The sequence below is a fragment of the Treponema paraluiscuniculi Cuniculi A genome, assembly GCF_000217655.1.
GTDB lineage: Bacteria > Spirochaetota > Spirochaetia > Treponematales > Treponemataceae > Treponema > Treponema pallidum.
In genome coordinates, this window is sequence record NC_015714.1 from 792,234 (window position 1) to 815,171 (window position 22,938).

At 52.9% G+C, this 22,938-nt stretch carries 24 protein-coding genes; 4 read left to right on the forward strand and 20 right to left on the reverse strand.

Going from position 1 to position 22,938, the window contains the following annotated elements:
* Window positions 1-948, reverse strand: a complete 948-nt coding sequence (locus TPCCA_RS03615) for a bifunctional 5,10-methylenetetrahydrofolate dehydrogenase/5,10-methenyltetrahydrofolate cyclohydrolase (protein WP_013945333.1) — start codon at window positions 946-948, stop codon at window positions 1-3.
* A 95-nt stretch (window positions 949-1,043) separates the two neighbouring features.
* Here TPCCA_RS03615 and TPCCA_RS03620 point away from each other — a divergent pair, with 95 nt between their 5' ends.
* Window positions 1,044-1,682: a TP0733 family outer membrane beta-barrel protein gene (locus TPCCA_RS03620; RefSeq protein WP_013945334.1), complete on the forward strand. Its 639-nt coding sequence runs from the start codon at window positions 1,044-1,046 to the stop codon at window positions 1,680-1,682.
* A gap of 32 nt (window positions 1,683-1,714) precedes the next feature.
* Here TPCCA_RS03620 and deoD read toward each other — a convergent pair whose 3' ends face one another.
* The 3 genes from deoD to TPCCA_RS03635 form a co-directional block, all read right to left on the reverse strand.
* Window positions 1,715-2,416 carry a purine-nucleoside phosphorylase gene (gene deoD, locus TPCCA_RS03625; protein WP_013945335.1) on the reverse strand — a complete coding sequence of 234 codons (702 nt, stop codon included), beginning with the start codon at window positions 2,414-2,416 and terminating at the stop codon, window positions 1,715-1,717.
* Window positions 2,417-2,497: 81 nt separating this feature from the next.
* Window positions 2,498-3,961, reverse strand: a complete 1,464-nt coding sequence (gene gltA, locus TPCCA_RS03630; RefSeq protein ID WP_041610002.1) for an NADPH-dependent glutamate synthase — start codon at window positions 3,959-3,961, stop codon at window positions 2,498-2,500.
* A gap of 94 nt (window positions 3,962-4,055) precedes the next feature.
* Window positions 4,056-4,898 (reverse strand): sulfide/dihydroorotate dehydrogenase-like FAD/NAD-binding protein, encoded by an 843-nt coding sequence (locus TPCCA_RS03635; protein WP_083815508.1) that lies wholly within the window; start codon window positions 4,896-4,898, stop codon window positions 4,056-4,058.
* A 233-nt stretch (window positions 4,899-5,131) separates the two neighbouring features.
* Here TPCCA_RS03635 and TPCCA_RS03640 point away from each other — a divergent pair, with 233 nt between their 5' ends.
* A complete protein-coding gene (locus TPCCA_RS03640; protein ID WP_013945338.1) occupies window positions 5,132-6,442 on the forward strand; it encodes an ABC transporter substrate-binding protein in 1,311 nt (436 codons plus the stop codon).
* Between the two features lie 45 nt (window positions 6,443-6,487).
* On the opposite strand, the gene rsfS is transcribed toward TPCCA_RS03640, so the two are convergent.
* From rsfS to TPCCA_RS05375, 12 genes are all read right to left on the reverse strand, one after another.
* Window positions 6,488-6,823 (reverse strand): ribosome silencing factor, encoded by a 336-nt coding sequence (rsfS, locus tag TPCCA_RS03645; protein WP_013945339.1) that lies wholly within the window; start codon window positions 6,821-6,823, stop codon window positions 6,488-6,490.
* On the reverse strand, window positions 6,820-8,016 hold the full coding sequence (locus tag TPCCA_RS03650) for an LCP family protein (RefSeq protein WP_013945340.1): 1,197 nt from the start codon (window positions 8,014-8,016) through the stop codon (window positions 6,820-6,822). Before TPCCA_RS03650 ends, rsfS begins: the two co-directional genes overlap by 4 nt.
* Before the next feature lie 73 nt (window positions 8,017-8,089).
* A complete protein-coding gene (gene yqeK / locus TPCCA_RS03655) occupies window positions 8,090-8,803 on the reverse strand; it encodes a bis(5'-nucleosyl)-tetraphosphatase (symmetrical) YqeK (RefSeq protein WP_245522095.1) in 714 nt (237 codons plus the stop codon).
* Entirely contained in the window at window positions 8,784-9,398 is a 615-nt protein-coding gene (gene nadD, locus TPCCA_RS03660) for a nicotinate (nicotinamide) nucleotide adenylyltransferase (protein WP_013945342.1), read from the reverse strand. Before nadD ends, yqeK begins: the two co-directional genes overlap by 20 nt.
* A complete protein-coding gene (gene cgtA / locus TPCCA_RS03665; protein ID WP_013945343.1) occupies window positions 9,395-10,525 on the reverse strand; it encodes an Obg family GTPase CgtA in 1,131 nt (376 codons plus the stop codon). Before cgtA ends, nadD begins: the two co-directional genes overlap by 4 nt.
* Before the next feature lie 118 nt (window positions 10,526-10,643).
* A complete protein-coding gene (gene rpmA / locus TPCCA_RS03670; RefSeq protein ID WP_013945344.1) occupies window positions 10,644-10,907 on the reverse strand; it encodes a 50S ribosomal protein L27 in 264 nt (87 codons plus the stop codon).
* A gap of 29 nt (window positions 10,908-10,936) precedes the next feature.
* Window positions 10,937-11,263: a ribosomal-processing cysteine protease Prp gene (locus tag TPCCA_RS03675; protein WP_010882189.1), complete on the reverse strand. Its 327-nt coding sequence runs from the start codon at window positions 11,261-11,263 to the stop codon at window positions 10,937-10,939.
* Window positions 11,264-11,275: 12 nt separating this feature from the next.
* Window positions 11,276-11,593, reverse strand: coding sequence for a 50S ribosomal protein L21 (gene rplU, locus TPCCA_RS03680; protein ID WP_041610044.1), 318 nt, complete (start codon window positions 11,591-11,593; stop codon window positions 11,276-11,278).
* Window positions 11,594-11,699: 106 nt separating this feature from the next.
* The gene (locus TPCCA_RS03685) at window positions 11,700-14,405 is read right to left on the reverse strand and encodes a putative PEP-binding protein (protein WP_013945346.1); all 2,706 of its coding nucleotides are present in this window, start codon (window positions 14,403-14,405) and stop codon (window positions 11,700-11,702) included.
* 9 nt (window positions 14,406-14,414) lie between these two features.
* Window positions 14,415-15,449, reverse strand: coding sequence for a hypothetical protein (locus TPCCA_RS03690; protein WP_013945347.1), 1,035 nt, complete (start codon window positions 15,447-15,449; stop codon window positions 14,415-14,417).
* 88 nt (window positions 15,450-15,537) lie between these two features.
* Window positions 15,538-17,574 (reverse strand): cytoplasmic filament protein CfpA, encoded by a 2,037-nt coding sequence (gene cfpA / locus TPCCA_RS03695; RefSeq protein ID WP_012460589.1) that lies wholly within the window; start codon window positions 17,572-17,574, stop codon window positions 15,538-15,540.
* Window positions 17,552-17,773 carry a hypothetical protein gene (locus TPCCA_RS05375; protein ID WP_013945348.1) on the reverse strand — a complete coding sequence of 74 codons (222 nt, stop codon included), beginning with the start codon at window positions 17,771-17,773 and terminating at the stop codon, window positions 17,552-17,554. Before TPCCA_RS05375 ends, cfpA begins: the two co-directional genes overlap by 23 nt.
* Here TPCCA_RS05375 and TPCCA_RS03700 point away from each other — a divergent pair.
* Together TPCCA_RS03700 and vwb are read left to right on the forward strand one after the other, a co-directional pair.
* On the forward strand, window positions 17,743-18,414 hold the full coding sequence (locus tag TPCCA_RS03700; protein ID WP_013945349.1) for a vWA domain-containing protein: 672 nt from the start codon (window positions 17,743-17,745) through the stop codon (window positions 18,412-18,414). The two genes, TPCCA_RS05375 and TPCCA_RS03700, sit on opposite strands and share 31 nt — an antisense overlap.
* Before the next feature lie 36 nt (window positions 18,415-18,450).
* A complete protein-coding gene (gene vwb, locus TPCCA_RS03705) occupies window positions 18,451-19,164 on the forward strand; it encodes a vascular adhesin/metalloprotease pallilysin (RefSeq protein ID WP_013945350.1) in 714 nt (237 codons plus the stop codon).
* 137 nt (window positions 19,165-19,301) lie between these two features.
* Here vwb and TPCCA_RS03710 read toward each other — a convergent pair whose 3' ends face one another.
* From TPCCA_RS03710 to TPCCA_RS03725, 4 genes are all read right to left on the reverse strand, one after another.
* Complete coding sequence (locus tag TPCCA_RS03710) at window positions 19,302-20,417, reverse strand: SPOR domain-containing protein (RefSeq protein WP_245522096.1); 1,116 nt, start codon at window positions 20,415-20,417, stop codon at window positions 19,302-19,304.
* Between the two features lie 107 nt (window positions 20,418-20,524).
* Complete coding sequence (locus TPCCA_RS03715; protein ID WP_013945352.1) at window positions 20,525-20,809, reverse strand: hypothetical protein; 285 nt, start codon at window positions 20,807-20,809, stop codon at window positions 20,525-20,527.
* Window positions 20,806-22,176, reverse strand: coding sequence for a tRNA (N6-isopentenyl adenosine(37)-C2)-methylthiotransferase MiaB (gene miaB / locus TPCCA_RS03720; RefSeq protein ID WP_013945353.1), 1,371 nt, complete (start codon window positions 22,174-22,176; stop codon window positions 20,806-20,808). Before miaB ends, TPCCA_RS03715 begins: the two co-directional genes overlap by 4 nt.
* Window positions 22,177-22,217: 41 nt before the next feature.
* Window positions 22,218-22,874 carry a PTS sugar transporter subunit IIA gene (locus TPCCA_RS03725; protein WP_013945354.1) on the reverse strand — a complete coding sequence of 219 codons (657 nt, stop codon included), beginning with the start codon at window positions 22,872-22,874 and terminating at the stop codon, window positions 22,218-22,220.
* Window positions 22,875-22,938 lie beyond the last annotated feature (64 nt).

Below are 22,938 nucleotides of genomic sequence, written 5' to 3' on the forward strand. Positions count from 1 at the left end.
TCAGTACGGTACGTCGCCTGCAGCGCGTCCATCTAGGTCGGCATAGAGCGCTGCTCTAAAGGGGGGTATCATCCCGGCTGCATACTCTGCAGCGCAGAGCGTGTTGTGCAGCAGCATCGCGATAGTCATCGGTCCTACTCCCCCCGGAACAGGCGTGATCGCCTGCACCTTGTGCACCACTGCGTCAAAATCTACATCACCACACAGTCTTCTCCCGCGCGGTGCAGTTGCATCTGGCACGTGATGAATACCCACATCGATAACCACGGCGCCGGTGCGCACAAACGGCGCGCCAATGAAGCGCGCCTTTCCCAGTGCTGCAACGAGGATATCTGCCTGCACGCAGATATCCGCCAAACCGCGCGTGTGACTGTGACAGAGCGTCACGGTTGCATCACAGCCGGGAGAGGCAAAGAGCACCGCAAGCGGACGGCCAACAATGGCAGAGCGGCCGACAATTACCACGCGCGCCCCCGCAAGCGGCACCTGCGCACGCCGGAGCAAGTGCACAATCCCCGCGGGGGTGCAGGGAACAAACCCAGGCTGCGCAAGGAAGAGCGCACCACAGTTAAGCGGATGAAAGCCGTCGACATCTTTTTCTGGCGCCACTGCGCGGCACACCCGCGCTGCGTCAAGATGCGCAGGTAACGGCAATTGGATCAAAATGCCGTGCACCCGCGCGTCCTCATTGAGACGAGCAATAAGTTCTAACACCTGCGCGTGAGAGGCATGAGCAGGCAGCCGGTGCGTTTCCCCCCGCAGGTGGGCGCGAGCCAGGGCGCGCTGCTTTGCTGCAACGTAGGTACAAGAAGCCGGGTCATCCCCCACCAGCACTGCGGCAAGAAAGGGCGCCGTGCCTACCGCCGCACGCAGCGCCTGCACACGCGTTGCAAGACGCGCTGTACACTCGTGTGCGGCTTGTTTTCCATCGATGAGGCGTGCGTCCACGCGCCCAGTATAGACACGCGCACGCAACGGTGCAAAGACCGAACACGCACGGACACTAGACGGAAGCCCAAGAAACACCGTATGCTCGGCGTCGTATGAGCAGAACGTTCCGCGCGTGGCAGTGCGTTGGTGCGCTGTGTGCGCTCTCTCCCCTGCTGCCTGCCTACAGCTCCGAGGGCGTGCGAGAGGTACCCCCCTCTCAGTCCCCGCAGGTGGTGGTGGCGTACGAGCCCATTCGCCCCGGGGATCAGCTGCTCAAAATTGGCATTGTTGCAGGCTACCAGTTGTACATAGCAGGGAACGGAGGCGGATCAGGAGGAGGTGGTGGGGGCAAACTGCTCGGGGGCGGGGGGTTTCACCTTGGGTACGAGTATTTTTTTACCAAAAACTTTTCCCTCGGCGGGCAAGTTTCCTTTGAGTGTTACTACACGACCGGGTCAAACTATTACTTTTCTGTTCCCATCACGGTAAACCCCACGTATACGTTTGCCGTGGGGCGCTGGCGCATACCGCTCTCCCTGGGCGTTGGGCTCAACATTCAGTCCTATCTCGAAAAGAAGGCGCCGGGGCTTATTGCGGAAGCCAGCGCGGGGCTCTACTACCAGTACACCCCGGACTGGTCCATCGGCGGCATTGTTGCCTACACGCAGCTTGGGGACATTGCAAGCTCCCTCCAGAACTGCAGAGCCGTGGGCCTTGCCACCATTGACTTTGGGGTGCGCTACCACTTTTAGCCCCGCCGCCGGGGCAGATGGCGCGCACGTTCCTACTGGATAATGGCTTCAAGCGCAATTTCTATCATTTGGGTAAAGGAGCGCTCCCTCTCCTGCGCGCTAGTTACCGCGCCGGTTACCAGGTGGTCAGAGATAGTCAGGATGCTCAGCGCCTCGCGTCTGAACTTTGCAGCAAGCGTGTACAGCTCCGCCGTTTCCATTTCCACCGCCAACACCCCATACCGGGCCCACAGGCGCCAGCTTTCTGATTCATCGTAAAAGACGTCGGAGGAAATTACATTTCCCACCTGCACCCCCGTGCCCATTTCATCAGCAACCGACACTGCCGTGCGCAGGAGCGACCAGCTTGCCGTGGGCGCAAAGTGCATGCCGCTAAACCTGCGCGCGTTTATTGCAGAATCCGTTGCCGCACCCAGCGCACACACCACCGATTTGAGCGCCACTTCCTCCTGCAATCCACCGGCAGTTCCCACGCGGATTGCCTTTTGCACCCCATAATCTTGAAACAGCTCCGTTACGTAAATTGAGTGCGACGGCAGCCCCATACCTGTCCCCTGCACCGACACGCGCACCCCCTTGTAGGTTCCCGTAAACCCGAGCATGCCACGCACCTCATTGTAGCAATACGCATTGTGAAAAAAACGCTCCGCCACAAAACGCGCACGCAGCGGGTCACCGGGCAACAGCACGCGCGGCGCAATATCCTCTCCCTTTGCTCCAAGGTGAATACTCATCGTCACTCCCTCCCTTCGTGGGGCCTAGACCCACACGTTTCGGTAACCTCGCGCGTGTACGCTCAGCGCATGCAGCACCCGTTACGCTTTTTGCGCAAGGTACGCTTTTATAGACGCCGCTGCACGCCGCCCCTGCCCCATCGCACGAACAACCGTTGCCGCTCCTAAGACAATGTCTCCCCCAGCCCACACTCCCGGAATACTCGTCCGTTGATCCTCGTCCACCACGATAGTACCCCGCTCGCTCACTGCAAGACTGCGCGTTGTTTTTGCCATAAGCGGATTTGAACCATTCCCAACGGCAACGATCACCGCGTCTGCAGCAAGCTCACACTCAGCATCGCCGCAGGGCAGAAACACACGCTCTCCTGCATCAATCTGTTCCTGACAATCGCGAAACACCACCGCGCGCACGTTCCCCTCTTCATCCCCCAAAATGCGGGTGGTCTGACACAAAAAGTGAAACGTCACCCCCTCATCTTCTGCCTGTGCAATTTCCTCCACACAGGCGGTCATATCCGCACGCGTTTTTCTGTACAGACAGTGCACCTGCTCAGCCCCTAAACGGAGCGCCGTACGCGAGGAATCTACCGCCACATTCCCTCCACCGACTACCACCACTGACTTTGCCGCATACACCGGCGTGTCCGCATGCGCAGTGTCGTACGCTTTCATCAGCGTCGCACGCGTTAGGTAGTCGTTTGCTGCAAACACCCCGCACAATTCCTCACCCTCAATATTCATAAAGCGCGGCAATCCCGCACCGGTCCCGATAAAAACTGCATCAAAACCGTACTGCGAGAACAGCTGTTCCAGCGTTGCTGTTCTGCCCACCAAAAAGTTCATCCGGAACGTCACCCCCATTTTCTTGAGCGTTTCAATTTCCGTCACCACCACTTCTTCCGGCAGGCGAAACTCAGGAATACCATAGGTCACCACTCCACCCGGTTTGTGGAGCGCTTCGAACACCGTTACCGAATGGCCTGCACGCGCCGTATCTGAGGCAACTGCAAGACCTGCAGGTCCTGACCCGATGACGGCCACTTTCTTGTGCGTAGACGGCGCACAGTACGGAACTGTAATTTGACCATGCTGCCGCTCCCAGTCAGCGACAAAACGCTCAAGCGCACCAATCGACACCGCCTTGGACACATCCTTAAACATCTTTCCCACGGTACACTGCAATTGACACTGACGCTCATGCGGGCACACACGACCGCAAATTGCAGGGAGTAAACTCGTCGTCTTAATAATATCAACCGCTTCCTTAAAGGCTCCCCTTTGGACACACGCAATAAACTCAGGAATCGGCACTCCTACCGGACAACCCTTTACACACGGCTTGGTTTTACAATTCAAACAACGCTGAGACTCAACCAGTGCCTGCTGCTCTGTAAAACCCAGCGCCGCCTCCTGCATGAGGAGCGACCGCTTTTTTGGCGGCAGCATACGCATACGCTGCAAAGGGATCTGCGTGCGATCCTTCATCTTCAGCTCTTTACCCTGGAGCTGCGCCAGGCGCTGGCACGCTTCTTCCTGGAGCAGTGCGTGCGGCCGATACGTACGCGCTTCTGGTTCTGACTCACCGGTACGTCACACGTCTTGGCATCGCTTACGACATTTTGTACAGATGTCATACCTACCTCCCCGCGTGGTGCTTCATCTTACAGCAGTGGACATCATGCGCTTCCCTTGCCTGAAATGCCCTCATTCTCCGCATCATGCTCTCAAAATCAACTTGATGCCCGTCAAATTCAGGTCCGTCCACGCAAACAAATTTTATCTCAGAACCTACATTCACCCGACAGCCACCGCACATGCCAGTGCCGTCAATCATAATGGTGTTCAAAGATACCACCGTGCGGATCCCAAAGGGGCGCGTCGTTTCCGCACAAAACTTCATCATAATCGGCGGACCGATAGCAACCACCTCCTGTGGACAGGACGCGCGCTCGCACAGCTCACGCAGGGGTTCAGTCACTAAGCCCTTGCGCCCATATGAGCCGTCGTCTGTGACAATGACCAGCTCGTCTGCAAGCGCGCGCATCTCCTCTTCAAAAATAATTAAATCCCGATTGCGCGCCCCAAGGATTACAATGACGTGATTTCCAGCCCTTTTATGCGCCTGGGCAATAGGATACAGCGGAGCTGCCCCAATACCCCCTGCAACGCAGGCGACAGTTCCTACATTTTCAATGAGAGTTGGATTCCCCAACGGACCGAGAACTACAGAGATGGAATCGCCCACTTCCTTTTCGCACAGCCTCATAGTAGTGGCGCCAACAGTCTGGATCACTAACGCAATCCATCCTTCATCCGCATGCGCGTCCGCAATCGTTAGCGGTACGCGCTCAGCGTATTCGTCATCAAGTTGAACAAGCACAAACTGTCCTGCAGCACGATTCTTTGCGATATCAGGTGCATGCACCTTCAGGTAAAACACCTGCGGAGAAAATTGTTTCTTTTCTAGAATGCTGAACACAGCCATGCCTCCTTCGACCAAACTCTCGGAGGGATGGATGATAGTACAGCGAATGCAGATTTGTCAAAGAAAAGCCTTTCTTCAGCTCTGTCGCACAAGGCAGCTAACGCGCCGACCGCTGCTTTTCTCATCATTGTTTCCTGGCAGATTTTGCGTGCAGTCCTCATTCAAGCAAAACGCCATCGGCGCCGAGAAGGGTCCGATGAACAGACATACGTGTCGGGGAGGTTTACATGCGTAACACCGAATCCGCCACCTACGCCCGCATCGGCGGTGTGTTCCTCTCTTTCTTTGTGCTGTTACCCGTCTTCTGCCATGGCAGCAAAGAGAAGGGAGAGGAAGAAGAACCGGTTCGCCTCTCAGTCCTCATACGAGAGAAGCATTACTCTTCGGGCCTGCAGAATATGTTTACGAAGTTGGAATTGGAAGAAGGAATCGCCGTCACCGTCGAAACCATCCAGGACGATCAGTATCCTACGGTGCTTCACGCGCGCCTTGCAGACGGGACCGCTCCGGATATTGTAGAGGTGTCTCTTCCCTCGCTCCATGCCCTTGACCCATACCTTTACTTTGTAGATCTGAGCAAAGAAGCCTGGATACCGGACCTACTGATTCCTCCCACAGATCCGTACGGCAAGACATTTGCGCTTCCCTTAAACTGCGCCGTTTCTATCAATGCACTTTTCTACAACAAGGACCTTTTTGATCGCCACGGGATATCCGAGCCCAAAAGCTGGAATGAACTCCTAGAAAGCTGCGCTCTCATTGTAAAAAGTGGCATTTCTATCGTACCCCTCGCGCTCAACACAACGGAAAGCTTTCCGCATACGTTGCTTGCTGACGCGATTACAAAAGTACTCGGTGAGCAGGGCGCTCGAGATTTAGTCAAACGTGCCACAGACGACTCCATCGATTGGACGCACGAGCGTGCGCTCTATCCTGTACTCGGAGCCTATCTGGAGCTGTTCAAGCGGGGATACGTAAACAAACACCATCGGACTGCGCGCGTGCGCGAAATCATTCATGATTTTACACGCGATCGCATCGCTATGTACTTTGGCAGTCACCTGGTTGCAGATGCAATCATAAAAGAACGTCCTGGAATCAACTTGGGCACGTGCGTCCTCCCTATAACCGAAAATGCACAAGACGTACTGACTGGAAGTTTGGAAGTGCAAGGACTCGCAGTGCACAAAAAAAGCGCACGTGCGGCAACCGCATGTCGTGCACTCTCTGTGCTTGCGTCTGCCGCGTACCAAAACAGTTTCTTTGAAGAACACAAAGGGCTTCCTGCGTTTCGAAACACCACCAGCGCAGTTATTCCTGCGTGCCTCAGTGCCCTGTTTAAAAGCCATATAGAGAAAGGAAAAGTAATACAGGCAATCGACGCGTACGCGCAGGCGCAAAACACACCCCACAGAGCCTCTGTTTTTCCAGATTTCGCCGCGTATGTAACCGACCCGGCACCAACTGCGCACACCATGCTGCACCGCGCCCAAACTGAAGTGCGGAGGAGAAGAGAGCCGGTACAAAAAAAAGAATGAGAGCTCCTGCGCGGGCAATACGTGCCACGAGCCCGGCAGCTTAACCTACCGCGCGACAAGACAATCTTGCCACAGCCGGTCGAGGTCATAAAAGGCGCGCGCCTGCGCGCTCATAAGATGAACCAGGATAGACCCAAAGTCCAGCACCCGCCATTGCTCTTCGCAAAGGCCTCGTTTTTTTCGATGTACTTCTCTTAGGCCAAAGCGAGCCGCCTGCTCGCACACCAGACGATGAGCGCCGTGCAAGAGGCCAGGCACAGTGGCAACTACCGCAAAGTCCGTCCAGCCGCAGCGCGCGCTTACATCAAACACACATACATCCTCCGCGCGCGCATCACACAGAGCCTCTGCTACCGCGGAAGCAGCTCCGTTAGCACTCACGTTCCCTCCTTTACCAGATATCCATTAAAATCCTTCCCCAGGATAAGCGTAAAATCGATGCCCGTTTCCACCCCATACTCATCAAGCGAGGCGCTAGTTGTCTCAATATTCTGACAACGAATCACCTGCGCCACCACTTTAGCCACTGCAGGATTCCCAATGCGATCGACGAGTACCGTCTTTTGCACACTTTGCTCCAACGCATTATCAACGCGAACTACGTCGTAACCAAATCCTTGGTAAATATTCGCCGTCGTGCGCGCAAGACCGTGCGATTCAGTCCCGTTAAGAATTTCCAACGCATACACACGCTCAAAGGCCGTACCATTCTCTGACGCAAGCACCGCAAGCGTCTGGCGCACGATTTCCTTAATTTGCTGTCCATCACGAGATGGAAAAAGGAGTACCTTGCCGTCTACCACTCGTTTAGTCCCTGAAAAACGCTGCGGCACTAGGCGTTCTGAATCCAACTTAGATAATTCACCTATAAGCTTTTTTAAGTCAGCACGCCGAACGTTAGAACGTATTAGCCTGTTCAAGGAAAAAGCACGAGTTGAATGAACAAAAAACTCACTGTGATCATTAACACTACGCAACAAAGCTAAAATAGCTTTCTGTTTCCTCGATGCTGACTCCCCTTCTCCCTCATCCTCGTCTTCGTATAAAAGATAATCACGCATCTTATCCCCATCCAAAGACACTGATCCTGACGGTAACAGGACATGCCCTGCACGTTCTGTGTGCACGTCGATAGGCGTAGGGATAAACACCGACAGACCAGAGAGTAAATCTGTCAATTTAGAAAAGTTATCCAGCGAGCACACTACAGAAAAAGGAACGTTAATTCCCGTTAACTTTTCTACCTCCCTTTTATACTCCTCAATACCACGCTCGCTGTAAAGCGAACCGATGCCATCCGTACGGCCAAGACTCTGCAGAATAAGTCCCATATTATGGGGAATATCAAACATTGCCGCGCGCCTCGTTGCAGGATAATACGCAACAACATTGCTGGAGATTGGAACGTTCTCGTGCTCAATGACAAACAGCACCTTGAGAATATTGTCGCTAGAAAGTGAGGATTCAAGCGGACCGCGCTTCATACCAAAGAAGACTGCAAAGACGGTGATAACCAGCATAAAAAAAATGAGGAGTAAAAAAAGCCCATGTCTTCCCATATCCAACACTTTCATTGCACACTCCCTGGCCTCTCGTCGAACTGCGGCAGATACACACACTGCCCTACTTTTGCCCGACTGCCACCCGTTACACGGGTTGACTTACATCCTTTCCCAGTGCACGCAACATCGCACACGTACGCGGATGGGGCGTGGTACGTTTTTGCTCTGCGCACGCAATACTCGCACTCACTACTTTTGCAGCAAGCGCATCTAACGTTAACGTTGACACTGCACCGCGCAAGGACGCCGCCCAAGCACGAGCTGGCTCAATTTTGTCTGATATAAAAAGAATCTTTCCTAACACACCAAAGTCTTCACACCCAAAGGTATGCCAGCGCACCGCAGACAACAACACCTCATCCTGCACGCCAAATTCCTGTGCTAACACACACGCGGCTGCGCGCCCGTGCAAGAGCAACGGCGTACCACGCTCAGTTACATCAATGGGAAAACCATCGCGCGCAGCAGCACGCAACAAGAACACTTCCGAATGCTCCCGGCACATATCGTGCGCAATACCCGCGCAATAAACGTGCGGCTCAAGCTGCGCTTCCAACGCATACCGCCGTACCAGCATGCACCCAAACTCCGCTACACGACGCGAATGCTCATACCTAGGTGGCGAAAGCACTGCGCGCGCGTACGCGTCCACACGCGCAATCAGTGCCGTCATATCTGCAGACACAAAAGAGAACGCTGGCATCTGCGCCTGTCCAAGGAAAGAAAGAAAACGAGAAGAACAGGAAGAATCGTCCACTCCGGAGAAAGAAGGCAGAGGCTCACGACCGGTAGAGTCCACGCGCGATAATATACTCACGAACTGGGGAAGGGACAAGATAACCCCAGCTACGCCCCCGTTGAATTGCGGTGCGTATGTACGTTGACGAAATAGGAAGCGCCACATTCTCCGCCGAAACCCATGGGAAGGGAAACGATTGTAGAGTGCGTGTGGCGCGTTCTACGTTCCCCCCATCGCCTGACGTCACGGGGCGCGCACCCACGACAAAATCAACGTGTGTACTCCACGAATCGAACGCGTGCCAGTGCGGTACACTGCGCGCTGCATCTTCCCCCAATACCAGCGCGAGCTTGCCCTCAAGCTGTGCGCCATACTTTTCCCACACGTGCTGCACCGTCTCGGCAGTATACGAAATACCCCCACGCCTAATCTCACACTCTTCAACAGAAAAATACGGCGTTGTCCCAATTGCTAAATGGAGCATCCGCACCCGATCGTGCGCCCTTGCACTTCCTTCCTTTTCTTTGAAGGGGGAAACGAAGGTAGGCACAAACAGCACGCGGTCATACCCGGCGTGCCGGTGTACTGCATCAGCCAAGAGCAAGTGGCCCAGATGAACAGGATCGTACGAACCGCCAAACAGGGCTAACTTCATCCGCGCACTTTTCGTTTTCTGCTCAAGCTCACCGTTGCCCCAAAATCATCACGCGCCTGACACACCGGATCCTCAAGCTGAGCGTACATAAAACTGGGAGCTCGGTTCCGCTGCACAGGGGAACGCGACGCGCCCGCACCTGCGTCAGAGAGACGCACAAAAGCCTCCTGCAATTCATCTAAACCCCAGCGATTGTGCACCGAGACTCCACAAACCTCAGTGGATGGGTGCTGTGCACGAAGCTGCTGCAAACACTCACGCGCATTCGGCAAATCAAGCTTGGTACCTACGAGCACACGCGCCTTTGTCTCGAAGACAGGGGAGAAAGCGTACAATTCCTTGCAAAGCAAATCGTATGTATGCAGCGCACGCTCATCTGCAAGATCAATGAGAAATGCAAGCCCTGCACAGCGGGTCAAGTGCTTGAGAAAGCGCAACCCCAAGCCGACACCCTGCGAGGCGCGTTCGAGAATCCCAGGGACATCTGCCAGGATCACGTCGCGCCCATCCCCCGTACGCAGCACCCCCAAGTAAGGAATCCGGGTAGTGAAAGGATAAGGGGCAACGCGCGACCGCGCGTGGGTAAAAAAATTCAGCAAAGAAGATTTGCCCGCGTTGGGGAGCCCCACAAAGCCAACGTCTGCCACAATACGCAGTTCAACGTGCACCACACGTTCCTGCCCCGGCTGCCCAGAATGCGCGCGTTGCGGAGCCTGCTGCACTGGGCCACGGAAATGATAATTCCCCCAACCACCCCTTCCACCCGAAAGGAGCGTCACGCAACCTTCATGGGCATGACCAAAATCGTGCAAAACCTCATGAGTCTGCGCATCCCTTAAAAGACAACCCGGAGGCAGCGGTATAACACAATCGTGCCCCTTTGCACCAAAGCGGCGTGTCCCCTCTCCATCCTGCCCATTCTTTGCACGAAACACGCGTCCATACCTCAGGTGCACAAGCGTGCGCATGTTGCGCCGTACCTGGAACACAACGTCCCCGCCGCGCCCTCCATCGCCCCCCGCGGGGCCGCCGCGCGGGACATACTTTTCCCGCCGAAACGCCACACAGCCATTTCCACCCCGACCAGAGGAAACACGAATCAGCACCTCATCAACAAAACCGGCCATGTTCTCTCAAAAAACCTGTGCACGCCCCCTACGATCCCACAGACACGCAAATACCCCCTGACCCTTCTTACACCACAGACACAAAGCACAGGAGGCACCTGGTTCCCTCTATAAAAGTTCAAGAAGGCTGGTTTTCCACGCACACAGAAACGAGGCGCCTCCCCTTCCTTTGAAGATAGGTCACAACCCCAGGAGCAAGAGCAAACAACGTATCGTCCTTCCCCCTTCCCACATTTCCTCCCGGGTGAATTCGGGTACCCCGCTGGCGCACCAAAATCGAACCAGCACGAGCGCGCTGACCACCGAACAACTTTACTCCCAAATACTTCGGATTAGAATCGCGCCCGTTCTTAGATCCACTGCCACCTCTCTTTCGAGCCATACTACCCCCGTTTTGTCTTAACCGCGACGCTACGCACACACCACCCCCCTCCGCACGCAAAGATGCACCGAACTGGGATACTCCTGCATCAACGTACGTAAACCACGTTCTAGAAACTCCGCAGTGAAACACAAGAGAGCCAACGCGGAATCCGGACACCCCCCCACGCGAAAGGAGAGAAAACCCCGATCCGCCGCCTCTATCTGAGGACCCAAACGCTCAAGCCCAAGCACCGCAGTGCGCAAAAGCACACTAACTGCCGCACACACAACATCACCGCCTCGTGTTCCACGCGCAGCATGACCAGAGGCAACTGCAGATAAAAACTGCCCTCGGTCACCGACTTCAAGCAACACTCGGACCAGAGCCTACACCCCCACGATGTCACTAACGGTCAAGCGAGTGTACCACTGCCGATGACCGATAGTTCGGTGGTAATCCTTCTTGCTCTTATACTTGTACACGGTAATCTTCCGACTGCGAAAACATTCCCCCACCACCGCGCGCACACCCACTCCTTCAAGATAAGGAGAACCAATCCGCGTCAAACCCTCGCCACCAATCATCAACACCTCACGCACATCGATGCACCCGCCCGGCGCAACTTCGGAGATATTATCTACAACGATACTACTACCCCGTTCCACCTTATACTGCTTGCCCTTGTATTCAATCAGCGCGTACACAAAACCTCCAAAAAACACCCAGCTACACCTCTAACCACGCAGACGCAGCCATCCCTCGCACCGTTAGCGGAACGCACAGAGACGCTCACCAAGCACGAACGACACCTTACCTAGCGCGCCCACCGCCTGACTTCGCAGAAGACCTTCCCCGCCATGCAGGCTTCCTGCCTTCCTTTTCTGCGTTTTCAATCTCCGCCTGTGCAATTGCAAGTAAAGCGATAGGCACCGAGTAAGACGAACACGAAACGTAATCTAGTCCTACTTCCATACAAAAACGAATATTTTCTGACCGTGAACCGTGCTCCCCACACAAACCTAGCTGAATATCCGGCCGTGCCAGCCGTCCACGCTGCATAGCAACCTCAATTAACTCGCGCACGCGCGCATCGAGTATCGCAAAGGGGTTTCCGTCAACCAAATCATACATCGTGTAGTCCGGCATAAACGTATTGAAATCGTCTCTGGAGAGTCCAAGCGTTGTCTGCGTCAAGTCATTAGTCCCAAACGAGAAAAACTGCGCGTAGCGCGCAATCTCGTCTGCACTCAACGCAGCTGCAGGCAGCTCAATCATAGCACCCACCTTATAGTCAACCTCCTTTGCCTTGAGCGCAAGACGTACCTCTTCCTCTATCGAGCCGATACCCTGGTATGCGTGCCCCTCAATCTTTTTACCATACACAATCTGCTTTAACTCACGGAAATTCATGACAATGGGGATCATTATCTCTGGGTACACCGAGATCTTCTCTTTCTGCAACCGGTACACTGCCTCGAACACGGCGCGCACCTGCATGGCGTAGATTTCCGGGTATGAAATCGCAATACGGCACCCACGGTGACCCAGCATGGGATTCACCTCAGATAGCATGGAGATCCGCTCCTGCAACTCCTCCCGGGACAGACCTTTACCACAAACCTTCTCGGGATACTCCAAAAACTTGCTAACTTCACTCTCCCCGTGCGGCAAAAACTCGTGCAAAGGAGCATCCAGAAGGCGAATAGTCACTTCATGTCCCTGCATTACCTTGAAGATGCCGTAGAAATCCTCTCCCTGCATCTTTTGCAACTGCTTGAGACTGCCCGTCCGCTCCTCAGCATTCTCCGAGAAGATCATACGGCGGAACACATTTATCCGATCTTCTTTGAAGAACATATGCTCTGTACGACACAGTCCGATACCCTGCGCACCAAAGGCGAGCGCGAGCTCTGCATCGTGTGGACTGTCCGCGTTCGCCCGCACGTGAAACGAACGCACAAAACCCTTCGCAAGCTCGATGAAGCTCACTAGGCCAGACGTCTCTGGATCAGGCTCAACGAGCTGCGCAGCTCCCATATACAGGGTGGATTCCCCGTAGTAAGGAACATTAAGCGTTACAAAATCGCCCTCGTTGATAGTCATACCGTCAACGACCGCTTTGTCCGAATAAATCTTCATATCTGGACGGACCAAAGAGATCTTCCCATACTGACGGGCAACAACCGAAGCGTGGGCGGAGTACCCCCCCTCGTTAGAAAGAACACCAGTTGCCACCTCAATTGCCTTAACGTCCCCCGCGTACGTTGCAGGCATACACAAGATACACCGTGTATCTTGTCCGCCCATCTTCGCCACACGCCACGCCTCGATGAGGGAATCAGCGGTAAAGTATACTCGCCCAACCGCCGCACCAGGAGCACCAATAATCCCCCCCTGCGAGGATTTCAAACCTGTCACACTCGTCATATCAATGACCGGGTGCAAAATCTCGTTCAGCTGACCCGGTCTTACCGACTTGACCACGTATTCAGCATCCACCACCTCGCGCTCGTACAGGTCGAGCAGCAACCGTACCAAAGAGATTGTGCTCTTCGCTTCGACAGGTTTTTGCTCAATAAGCCATAAACTGCCCGCCTCGATAGTAAAGCGAACCTCCCGAATCTCTCGGCTGTGATCCTCCAGTTTCCACGCAATATCCTGCAACTGCTTAAGATAAGCCGGCTTTATCGCATTTACATCACTGCCTTCGGCATCGCATTCGTCGAACCGGTCCTCAAAATACTGACCCTGAAGTTTCTTCTCTCCAGTTATAATATTCCTACTGAAAAACCGACCCGAGTAGCTGCCTCCCCCATAATTCCCGTAGACCATAGGCTGAATAAGGATGGCAACTCCACCTTCCCCATCCTCCTCAAACGACAGCAGTTTACTAACAAGCCTTACCGCTTCTTCAAGCTGAACGTAGGCATCATCGAAAAAGCCGTCTGGAAGCAAGGCTCGATACCGATTCATCGCCTCGCGCCCAGAGGGAGAAGATTTTCCTCCCTGCAAAAAAACCTCTATTTCCTTCAGGGTTTCGACAAACTCCGAAGCACCCTTGGTGTTCTCCTCACTTTCTGCGATACCAAGCAATACCCCAAATACACCCTTCAAAAGGAAGAACACCTCGTGCGTTGCAAAATGCTCCCCGACACGCTCGGCAAACCCCGCGAAAGTATCCCGTGTCAAACCAAAGTTATGTAATACCGGATAATTCGAAATGGCCAAATTGGGGGATAAAACCACCTTGAGGAGCATAGGATTCTTTGCATCCGCATACTCTTTTCTGTTTAAAAGCGTAAACTTCCTTAAATACGGACTTAGCGCGGACCGAAGCTTCTCCCCATACAGACTACGAGAGACTGTCGCATCAATAACCACGCTCGGAAGCACGGGCAACCCCAGACTTGACAACTCATCCGCCTGACGACCCCGAATCCCCAAAAGCCCTCGGTCAAGCCTCTTATCGAGAGCCTCTTTATTGCTCAGAAAATGAATGGATTTGGCAATGTTCATTGTGCACTCCTAAAACAAATTTAACACCGTGTCTGGGGAACCGTGCAAAAACACCTCAAAACGAGAACTCGCCCCCTCCTTGAAATACTTAGAGAGCTTGGACAAATCCTTAATTTCCTCACCTGACACTGCAAACTGAATCACACTCCCGTGCTTCACCTTTCCCCATTTGAAGAGAGTGTTAATATCCACAATACGCTCACCATCGTAGAACACAATGACCTCTGAAGAAGGGTACCGCGCGTTGTAACTCCTGATAATACGCTTCCACGCTTCCACATTCCCGTTATGAAACAACTCGTTAGAAACAGGCACCGATATTAACTGAGACATCCGAATCGGACCTGCAGAGGCTTGAGCAGGAGGACGCGCGGTAGGAGACACAGACTCAGACGAAGCCCGATCACAGGTAGCCCCTTCAGACGCCCTGGCAGCGCCCGCACCCGACTTCTTTGCCGATCGAACCCTCTTGCCAGAACCCTCAGACTTTTTCGTAGACACAAATGCAAAAACCCCCGAAAGGATTTCTTTGGGAACCACGAACTTACGATTCTCTATCAGAGCAATCAAACCCTTGGCGACTTCGTCTGCAATCCGTTCATCAAGCGGTCCCCTATCCTGCTTTCCCACGTACACCAACAAGAGCTCATTTTTCCGAAAACCCTCGACAAGGGAGGCGTTCGAAGGATTCTTCGGGTTTATTGCCAAAAATCCAAGATCGGGGTGATGATAACCAAGTACAATATCCACTCCCTTCCACCGCGCAGTTTCCTGAGCAAACCCGAGACCCTCGACGGAAACCTTCCTTAGATTGTAAGAAAACAGCCGATACCCCCACGTGTCGATGAGTAGCACCGACAGGAGCGCTGCAACCTGCTCGCTTTGCATCTCCTTCGCACAGAGCAGCAGGTTGACCTGGTCTGCGACGTTATTCTTCGGATCACACTCATCCAACACGCTCAAAACGCCCTTCACATGACGCACTAGAGCATTAAAGTTCTTCTTCACCGCTGCAGGCGCGTAAAAACTAGATGCACTCACCACGTAACACTCCTTTGATGATTAAAAAGCTCCCCGAAACAGAAAAGTTCCAGGGAGCTTCGGATCACGACAAAGTCTATCTACAATCTCGCTAGAGTTCGCGAATGGCAGACCGCCTACCACGTCGACCCTTGCCTGCATCCACCGCGCCAGCCTTTCTCGTCTTCATTCCAACATCCGAGCGCACATCCACCTGCTCAGCGGCCACGGAAGACTCAAGCGCAGGAGTCTCATTTACCATATCCATAAAAGCCACCCTACCGCTGGACTCCTTCTGGTCGGCACTGCCGTCACTAGCAAAACTCTGACCGATATCAGCACGCACCGTCGAACGACGACGACTAAACGAAGCAAAGGCAGCGTCCGCAAATCCTTTAGAGATACCATGCAAGAACTCATTAAGCACGTTAGCCATACCGTCGAGCGTCGCCTTCTTGCGCTTTATAGACGTGATGTCGATATCGAGCAGTAAGCCCGGCTGCAAGTGAAAAGGATTTACCAAGTAATCGAAACGGTTAAACTCGGATTCCAAGAACGCGAGACGCTCCTCCATAACCCGACGCTCAATAGGATACTGGTAATCATACATACCCTTTAACTTCCCACGCATCAGAATAAGCTTCCTTCGCATCTTGTCTTTCTCGTACACAAACGTACGATTCATCCGCTCCACCTCGGTCTCAGCAGGCTTCACAAAAGCAATCTCGTCCCATACCTTCGCAATATCCTCGTACACGGGCTCACCAGTCTTATCCTTGTAATGCTTCTTTATATGCTTCTTGTACACCTTAGCAAGGTCATCAAAGTCGGTAATCTTCGCCATGAACCTAGACGCCTTAGACTTATCGTACTTAGTACGCAGCACATCCCATAGATGATCCACCTCCGTCTCAAAAGAACGAAGCATCACCTCATACCCCTTACGCTCCTCAATCAACTGAGCATTGTCGAGGTACTTTAAGCGCAACTGGTAACGCTCATCAGGAAGATTCGAAATATCTGTGTCATCATACTCACGAAGGATAAGCTCGCGCGCATTCTTGAAGTTCTCGATATACTGGTACCCCATCCTCGACGTATCAAGGATAGATGTAATCGAATTGATAGCCGTGTTAAAGCCACGATTCCTTATGTTCTCAAGGTCAACGATTTTTTTGATATTCTCGCGAACATTCAATTGGTCGAAAGTTTCCGGATCAATTTCTGCGCGCAAATTGCTGATTCTTTCCATCAACTCCCGCGAAATAAGCTCGTAGCGCTTGCTGTCAGGATTCTCGCAGTCATCGTCGGTGAAATCGCTCACCATCTTCATCTTTTCGAAGATGATACTGCTATCAGACATCTCTTCCTTACCCTGGTCGATAAGCTCGTCCTTCACGCGATCAATTTCTTTGTCGATGGCATCTATGTAGTGATTGGAGATGAGATCCTTAATAAGGTACGCTACCGTCGTCTGGTAATGGAAGATAGGGCTAACTAACTCTGAGTCCAGAATATTGATAGACAACTTCACGTCAGTGACGGTCTTAGGACGCGCAAGATTGTCCTTGAACGCACACTTGACTACCGCATACGCATTCTCTCCGCGGACAAAAGCACCCACATCAACCTTCTGACGCAGCAAAGAATTGGTGTGCGTCTCAAGCTCATTCACACCCCGCTGTATGTGACCCTGCAAGTGCCCGTACATATTCACCATCGACTTCTCGATCTCTCCGGTGTTGAACTTATCCGCTCCCGCAACCTCATCCAGTAGGATGGCAATCTCCTTCGGCGTGTAACGGTTCAACACCTTCATTTCCTCTCGGTCGATGAAACCACGGACTTTCTTCAGCATTTCGTCTTCCGCAGTCACCATGTACCGGTTGAACATGTTCTGGTAATTCTGGTTGAAGTAGTTATACAACTTTTCCTTCAACCCACCCATTACGTCCAGACGCTCGAGAACCTCCTTCGGCAGTTTAGTGTTCAGGTGGTGCAGAATCTTGTTTGTCTCTTCCTCTATTAACTGGTTCACCTCCTGCTGCTGGTCACGATAGTCCTGCGCCAGTGAATTCCTTGACCCAACCGCACTCGGCTTTTCGGGATGAAACACATTGGGACTCTTAGGTAGATCTAAACTTGCCATTTACTTTTCTCCTTACGCATGGCTTGAGTATTCTCTCTGCTACAATACCTTTCGCCGATTGTAAACATGTTTCATGAAATGTAAAGCTCTTTTTTATTTTTTCATACCTTTTTTGGTTCTTGTGGTATAACCGTGCCCACGTAATGACCTGCATAAAGGGAGTATCTAATGCACCTGAAAAAAGCACTTTGTCCTGCACTCTGCACCTTGCTCATCCACCTGTGCCTGCATGCAGGTGAACGCACTGTCCCCGTCGACATCTTCCTGATGATAGATAAATCACGCTCCATGCAAGAACCAGGAAAGTTCAGCAGTTTACACCGCTGGGTGCGCGATGAGTTCGTCTCCTCCATGATCATCCAAGGCGACTGGATAACCGTTTACCAGTTTTACGAAAAGCCTGAGGAACTTATCACCCTCACCTTACGCAGTGAGCAGGACCGAGATAAAATTATTTCCGTTGTCGATTCCATTATCCCAAACGGTCGCTACACAGACATCGGACGCGCTTTGGATACCGTCTGGGAGATACAGGAAAAAAGAAAAGACAACAACCGACACAAGGTTCTCTTGTTAGTTACTGACCTTGAGCACGACGCACCGCTCACCTCAAAGTACCGTGGCAAACAGCGTTCCTTTCAAAGTCCCTACCTTGTTAGAGCCCGACGCGTAAAACACGACAACTGGTACGAAATCACCTTGGATATGGCCGTGCACGACCGCGTTGCCCACACGGCACGGGAGCTGTATCGCAGCATCGCAGCTGCGCACTCGAAACGCCCGACCCCTACTCCTCCTGCAAGAGAGAGTAGTCCGCGCTATACCCCTTCGCTTGACTAGGCTGGTGCCTCCGTACTGCGTGCAAGGAAGCGTCCCGTGAATAGACCTTTACTGAGTGTGGCCGGATCGTTGTTCGTCGCTGCGTGGGCTCTGTATATTTTCTCCTGCTTTCGGCACGGTCACGTTCCTCCACGCAGAATTCCCCCGCATGATACCTTCGGCGCTCTACCCACTGCTGCACTTCCCAGCAACGCGCGGGACACCGCCGCACACCCGTCTGACACGGCAGACAATACGTCCGGCTCGTCCACCACGACAGACCCACGGTCACATGGAAACGCCCCGCCGGCCCCTGTAGGCGGAGCAGCACAGACACACACACAACCGCCTGTACAAACAGCAATGCGCATAGCCCTTTGGAGCCGTGCAACACATGGTGAACAGGAAGCACTCCAGCACCTCTTGGCAGGACTGTGGATACAAACTGAAATCTCCCCGAACTCAGGCGATATCCATCCTCTGCTGTTTTTTGACCGAGAACACGCGGAGATCACATTCTCACGCGCATCAGTCCAAGAAATCTTCCTGGTAGATAGCGCGCACACACACCGCAAGACGGTGTCATTTCTCACGCGCAACACCGCAATTTCCAGTATCCGCCGCCGCCTTGAGGTAACATTTGAATCCCACGAGGTGATACACGTAAGGGCGGTTGAAGACGTAGCACGGCTCAAAATTGGCAGCACGTCGATGTGGGACGGTCAATACACCAGATATCACGCCGGTCCGGCTAGTGCTCCTTCGCCCTGATGCGTTGCTGAGCAATTGCATTCCACAGGTTTATTCCTGGTTTTCCCCACGCTATCCCCATATCCACAGCTTCCCTACGCGTTTATGCACCGCCTTATACAGGAACTCATTCTAAAACACCGATGTGTGCCGGCCCCCTAGAATAGGGGAAACGTCTCGTACCCCGCATCTTTTAGTCGGTGACTAACAAAGCCGGAATCATCCTCCGGCACAAAAACTTGGTAGTACACCGCGTCTGCACGTCGGACCGTATGCAGCTGGAACCCAAAACCACGCCTCTCCAGATCGTCCATCAGCCGTTGCGCATTTTCCTTTGCTCGAAAAAACCCGAGCTGGTACCCCCGTGGCTTCTCATCTCCCTTGCCCACCTCATCGGGCACAGATACCCCTCCCTCGAGAATCGACACGCCCAAATTACGGGACGACGACATAGCAGACCGCGCAGCCGTGCCGTCTGTGGCCGCGTGCGCGCGACGGGTTCTGTGCGCTGCCACCACCTCGGGTACAGGACGTAGCTTCGCGTCCTGCAAGACAACTGTCTCAGATTTTCCCATTGATTCAACTGCTTCTCCGTACGCACGCGGCATCAAATGCCAAAAAACCGACGGCGCTATTTCCACCGCCCCTATAACCGAAAGTGCTTCAAAGCTTTGCGGATACCTCTCTGTCAGACGCTGTGCCACCTTCTCATCCTGAGTAATCCACCAACGAGTAAACAGCAACACCGTCTCAAACACATTGAACACACCCTGCGTGCCATACTCTTCCAATTTTTCTAACTGCTCATGGAGATGCGCGGCCGTAGACGCCGCATGGAGCGCAAGCCACACGTGATAAACCAAGAACGTGGCATGCTGTTTCTTGTTTAGCACCTGCACACCTATGTGCTCGACTTCTGCCAACGTTTCCCGTGCATACTCGCGCGCATCCGCAGCCATTGCATTACGCGTAGCTTCAAGTAAGAACTGCACGCGCTCAGTACCCAGCGCATACAACGCCGCATCTCGGTAACGATGTGCCGCACGCTCATGAGCATCGTGCAATTCCAAATACTGAGCAAAGAGCGAGAGCGCTTCCTTTTTCTCCGTAAACGAAGAAAGCAACGGAATATGCTGCTCAAAATACGCATGCACCTGCTGAAAATTGCGCAATGCAAAACCACGCATCGCCATTTCCTGGACACGCGCCGTATACGCGGCAACTGCTACGTGGAAGAAGAAAAAGGACGCGCACACCGCGCGCGACAGCACCATGCGCTGTGTATCGGACAAAAACTGCACGCATTAAGCAGAGAACCCAAACACGCACACGCGCGCCGTCCTGCGAGCCTTAGACGCGACTTTGTGTCATTGCAGTCTGGCTAGGGAACGTCCACATGCTCTGGAGAAGAAACGCCGCCTGTAGGAGCAGAGGTAGGACTGTCTTCACGTTTCTGTTTTCTTGTTTTCGCGTCCGGATCAATAAGAAAAAGCAACGCCGTAAGCGCACCGCACGCAAAGGCAAAAAGCAAGCTCAAAGTGACCGGCACTGCCTGAAAGGTATAAAAGACAAGCGATACATCGCAGCGGTGTTCCACGTTGAAGGACATGAAGAGCGCGAAACCCACAAGTACGATAATAAAAAAAATCAGCTTTCCATATGTCATTTTGCACGCTCCTGCACCAGATGGGCACGAAAGGTCCTGCCGCGCACTTCCTTCACTTGCACGTCCACAAAGCGTCCGATGTACGCAGGATCCACCTTTCCTTCAAGCACGGTCATTTCCCCAAGCTCTGTATGTCCAAACAATTCTTCAGGATTATTTCGCGAGCGCGACTCTACCAACACTGGCAATGTCTTTCCTACCCGTGCGCGCATCTTTTTCAAAGTAGTACTCATCTGCAGAGCAATGACGCGTTGTAGACGCGCAATCCGCGTTGCATCAGGGATACGATCGGGAAAGTCATAGGCAGGCGTTCCCTCGCGCGGGTTATAGTGATACATAAAAGCGGAATCAAACTCCACCTCCCGCATGAGATCCAGCGTTTGCTCAAAATCCTCCTCCGTCTCCCCCGGGAACCCAATAAGAATATCTGTGCTCAGCGCCACATTGGGGACACTCGCTTTCAGTTTACCCACCAGCGACAGATACCGCTCTCTCGTGTAACTCCGTCGCATCCGCTTGAGCACTCCATTCGCCCCATGCTGCACCGGCAAATGTACCAGACGACACAGACGAGATTCCTGAGCAATAGTAGCAATCAGATCATCAGAAAGGTCTTTAGGGTGACTGGAAACAAAGCGGATCCACTTTATCTGATCTTTGACTTCGCAACGACGAACCAAATGACGCAACAGCTGGGGAAAGGTAACTATGTTCCCTTCACGGTCTCTTCCCCGATACGAATTAACATTTTGTCCGAGTAACGTAATTTCCCGCACTCCTTTCTCAGAGAGCACATCCACTTCCTGCAAAATAGCGTCAAGATCACGCGAGATCTCCCGTCCACGCACGTATGGCACAATGCAAAACGAACAAAAATTATTGCAGCCATTCATGATGGGAACAAAACTTTGGAACGAACCTTCGCTATATGAAGAAGCGAAAAAACGATACCCAGAGACAGGATGCTCCCGGTAACGCTCGGAGATAAACTCAAAGCGGTAATCTTTCTGGGTAAGCTTCTGTTCAATTTCTTGGAAAATGGATTCAAATCGCGCGTGCGCAAACGTACCCACTACATAATCAATACGAGGAAACTGCTGCTGAATTTTGTCGTGTAAACGCTGTGCCATACACCCCATAAGGATAATGAAAAACGCACGCTTTTTTTTAAGAGAAGAAAATAAGCCAAGTCTCCCAAAGACCCGCGTTTCTGCTGTAATTCGCACAGAACACGTATTGATAATCAGCACGTCGCACGTCTGCGCGTCTACCGCCTTTGTCCACCCCCGCGCCAACAGGAGCTGCTCTACAGAAGCAGACTCTGCAACATTCATCTGGCACCCGTACGTTTCAAAAAAATAGGTCAATGCTTTCCCTCTGCCTGAACAATCCTGCTCTCTTCTAAATCTTACAAACTAGACTGCTCTGTCAACACGGTGTACGCTTCTAGCGCGGTGTTAGTCTGCAAGAGGCGCGTCCGCAAATCGGGCCTTTTCAATTTTGAACTAAAAAAAGAAAGCGTTTGCAAATAGTACCGGTGCTGATTGGTAGCAGCGGCAATCATAAAAACAAGATGTACGTCTTGTCCGTCAAGAGGACCGAAATCAGCAATACCTTTTTTTGAAATTCCTACTGCCATAACCAAATCAGTTACAGAAGACAAGCGCACATGAGGAACTGCAATACCACACCCAATTGCAGTCGACATGAGCTCCTCGCGCCGCACTATTTCTGCCGCAAGCTCGCTACGATTTTTAATCTGAGGTGCAGTGCTCAAGCAATCAGAAAGCTCATAGAGCGCCGGACGACGCTCAGACTGTTCAAGATGCAGGATACGATCGGTGGACAGGATCCGCTCAATGGGCAAAACATCCGAATGGCTCTGTCTGTGAGAACAGGAAAGACAAGTGTCAACCCATCGCTCAACTTCTGACCTGCGAAACCGCCACACGGTGCCCACTTTTCCTGACGGAATCTTCCCCTTTTGCGCCCACTCATACACGGTACGTTCAGAAATTCGCAGGTACCGCGCAACCTCTTCTATCGTGAGAATTTCTTCGGACAAACCAACCTCCCCTTTCTCTGTAACAAGACACACTTGGGGTACGCATCATGCGTTGCGTAGAAAT

What these genes read in the sequence shown, in the direction of transcription:
- deoD (WP_013945335.1), bottom strand. Translation starts at nt 2,416, where the DNA reads ATGAGTATTCACCTTGGAGCAAAGGGAGAGGATATTGCGCCGCGCGTG.
- TPCCA_RS03640 (WP_013945338.1), top strand. Translation starts at nt 5,132, where the DNA reads ATGCGTAACACCGAATCCGCCACCTACGCCCGCATCGGCGGTGTGTTC.
- TPCCA_RS03685 (WP_013945346.1), bottom strand. Translation starts at nt 14,405, where the DNA reads ATGAACATTGCCAAATCCATTCATTTTCTGAGCAATAAAGAGGCTCTC.
- cgtA (WP_013945343.1), bottom strand. Translation starts at nt 10,525, where the DNA reads ATGGCCGGTTTTGTTGATGAGGTGCTGATTCGTGTTTCCTCTGGTCGG.
- rpmA (WP_013945344.1), bottom strand. Translation starts at nt 10,907, where the DNA reads ATGGCTCGAAAGAGAGGTGGCAGTGGATCTAAGAACGGGCGCGATTCT.
- TPCCA_RS03700 (WP_013945349.1), top strand. Translation starts at nt 17,743, where the DNA reads ATGCACCTGAAAAAAGCACTTTGTCCTGCACTCTGCACCTTGCTCATC.
- nadD (WP_013945342.1), bottom strand. Translation starts at nt 9,398, where the DNA reads ATGAAGTTAGCCCTGTTTGGCGGTTCGTACGATCCTGTTCATCTGGGC.
- TPCCA_RS03650 (WP_013945340.1), bottom strand. Translation starts at nt 8,016, where the DNA reads ATGAAAGTGTTGGATATGGGAAGACATGGGCTTTTTTTACTCCTCATT.
- TPCCA_RS03710 (WP_245522096.1), bottom strand. Translation starts at nt 20,417, where the DNA reads ATGGTGCTGTCGCGCGCGGTGTGCGCGTCCTTTTTCTTCTTCCACGTA.
- TPCCA_RS03715 (WP_013945352.1), bottom strand. Translation starts at nt 20,809, where the DNA reads ATGACATATGGAAAGCTGATTTTTTTTATTATCGTACTTGTGGGTTTC.
- cfpA (WP_012460589.1), bottom strand. Translation starts at nt 17,574, where the DNA reads ATGGCAAGTTTAGATCTACCTAAGAGTCCCAATGTGTTTCATCCCGAA.
- TPCCA_RS03620 (WP_013945334.1), top strand. Translation starts at nt 1,044, where the DNA reads ATGAGCAGAACGTTCCGCGCGTGGCAGTGCGTTGGTGCGCTGTGTGCG.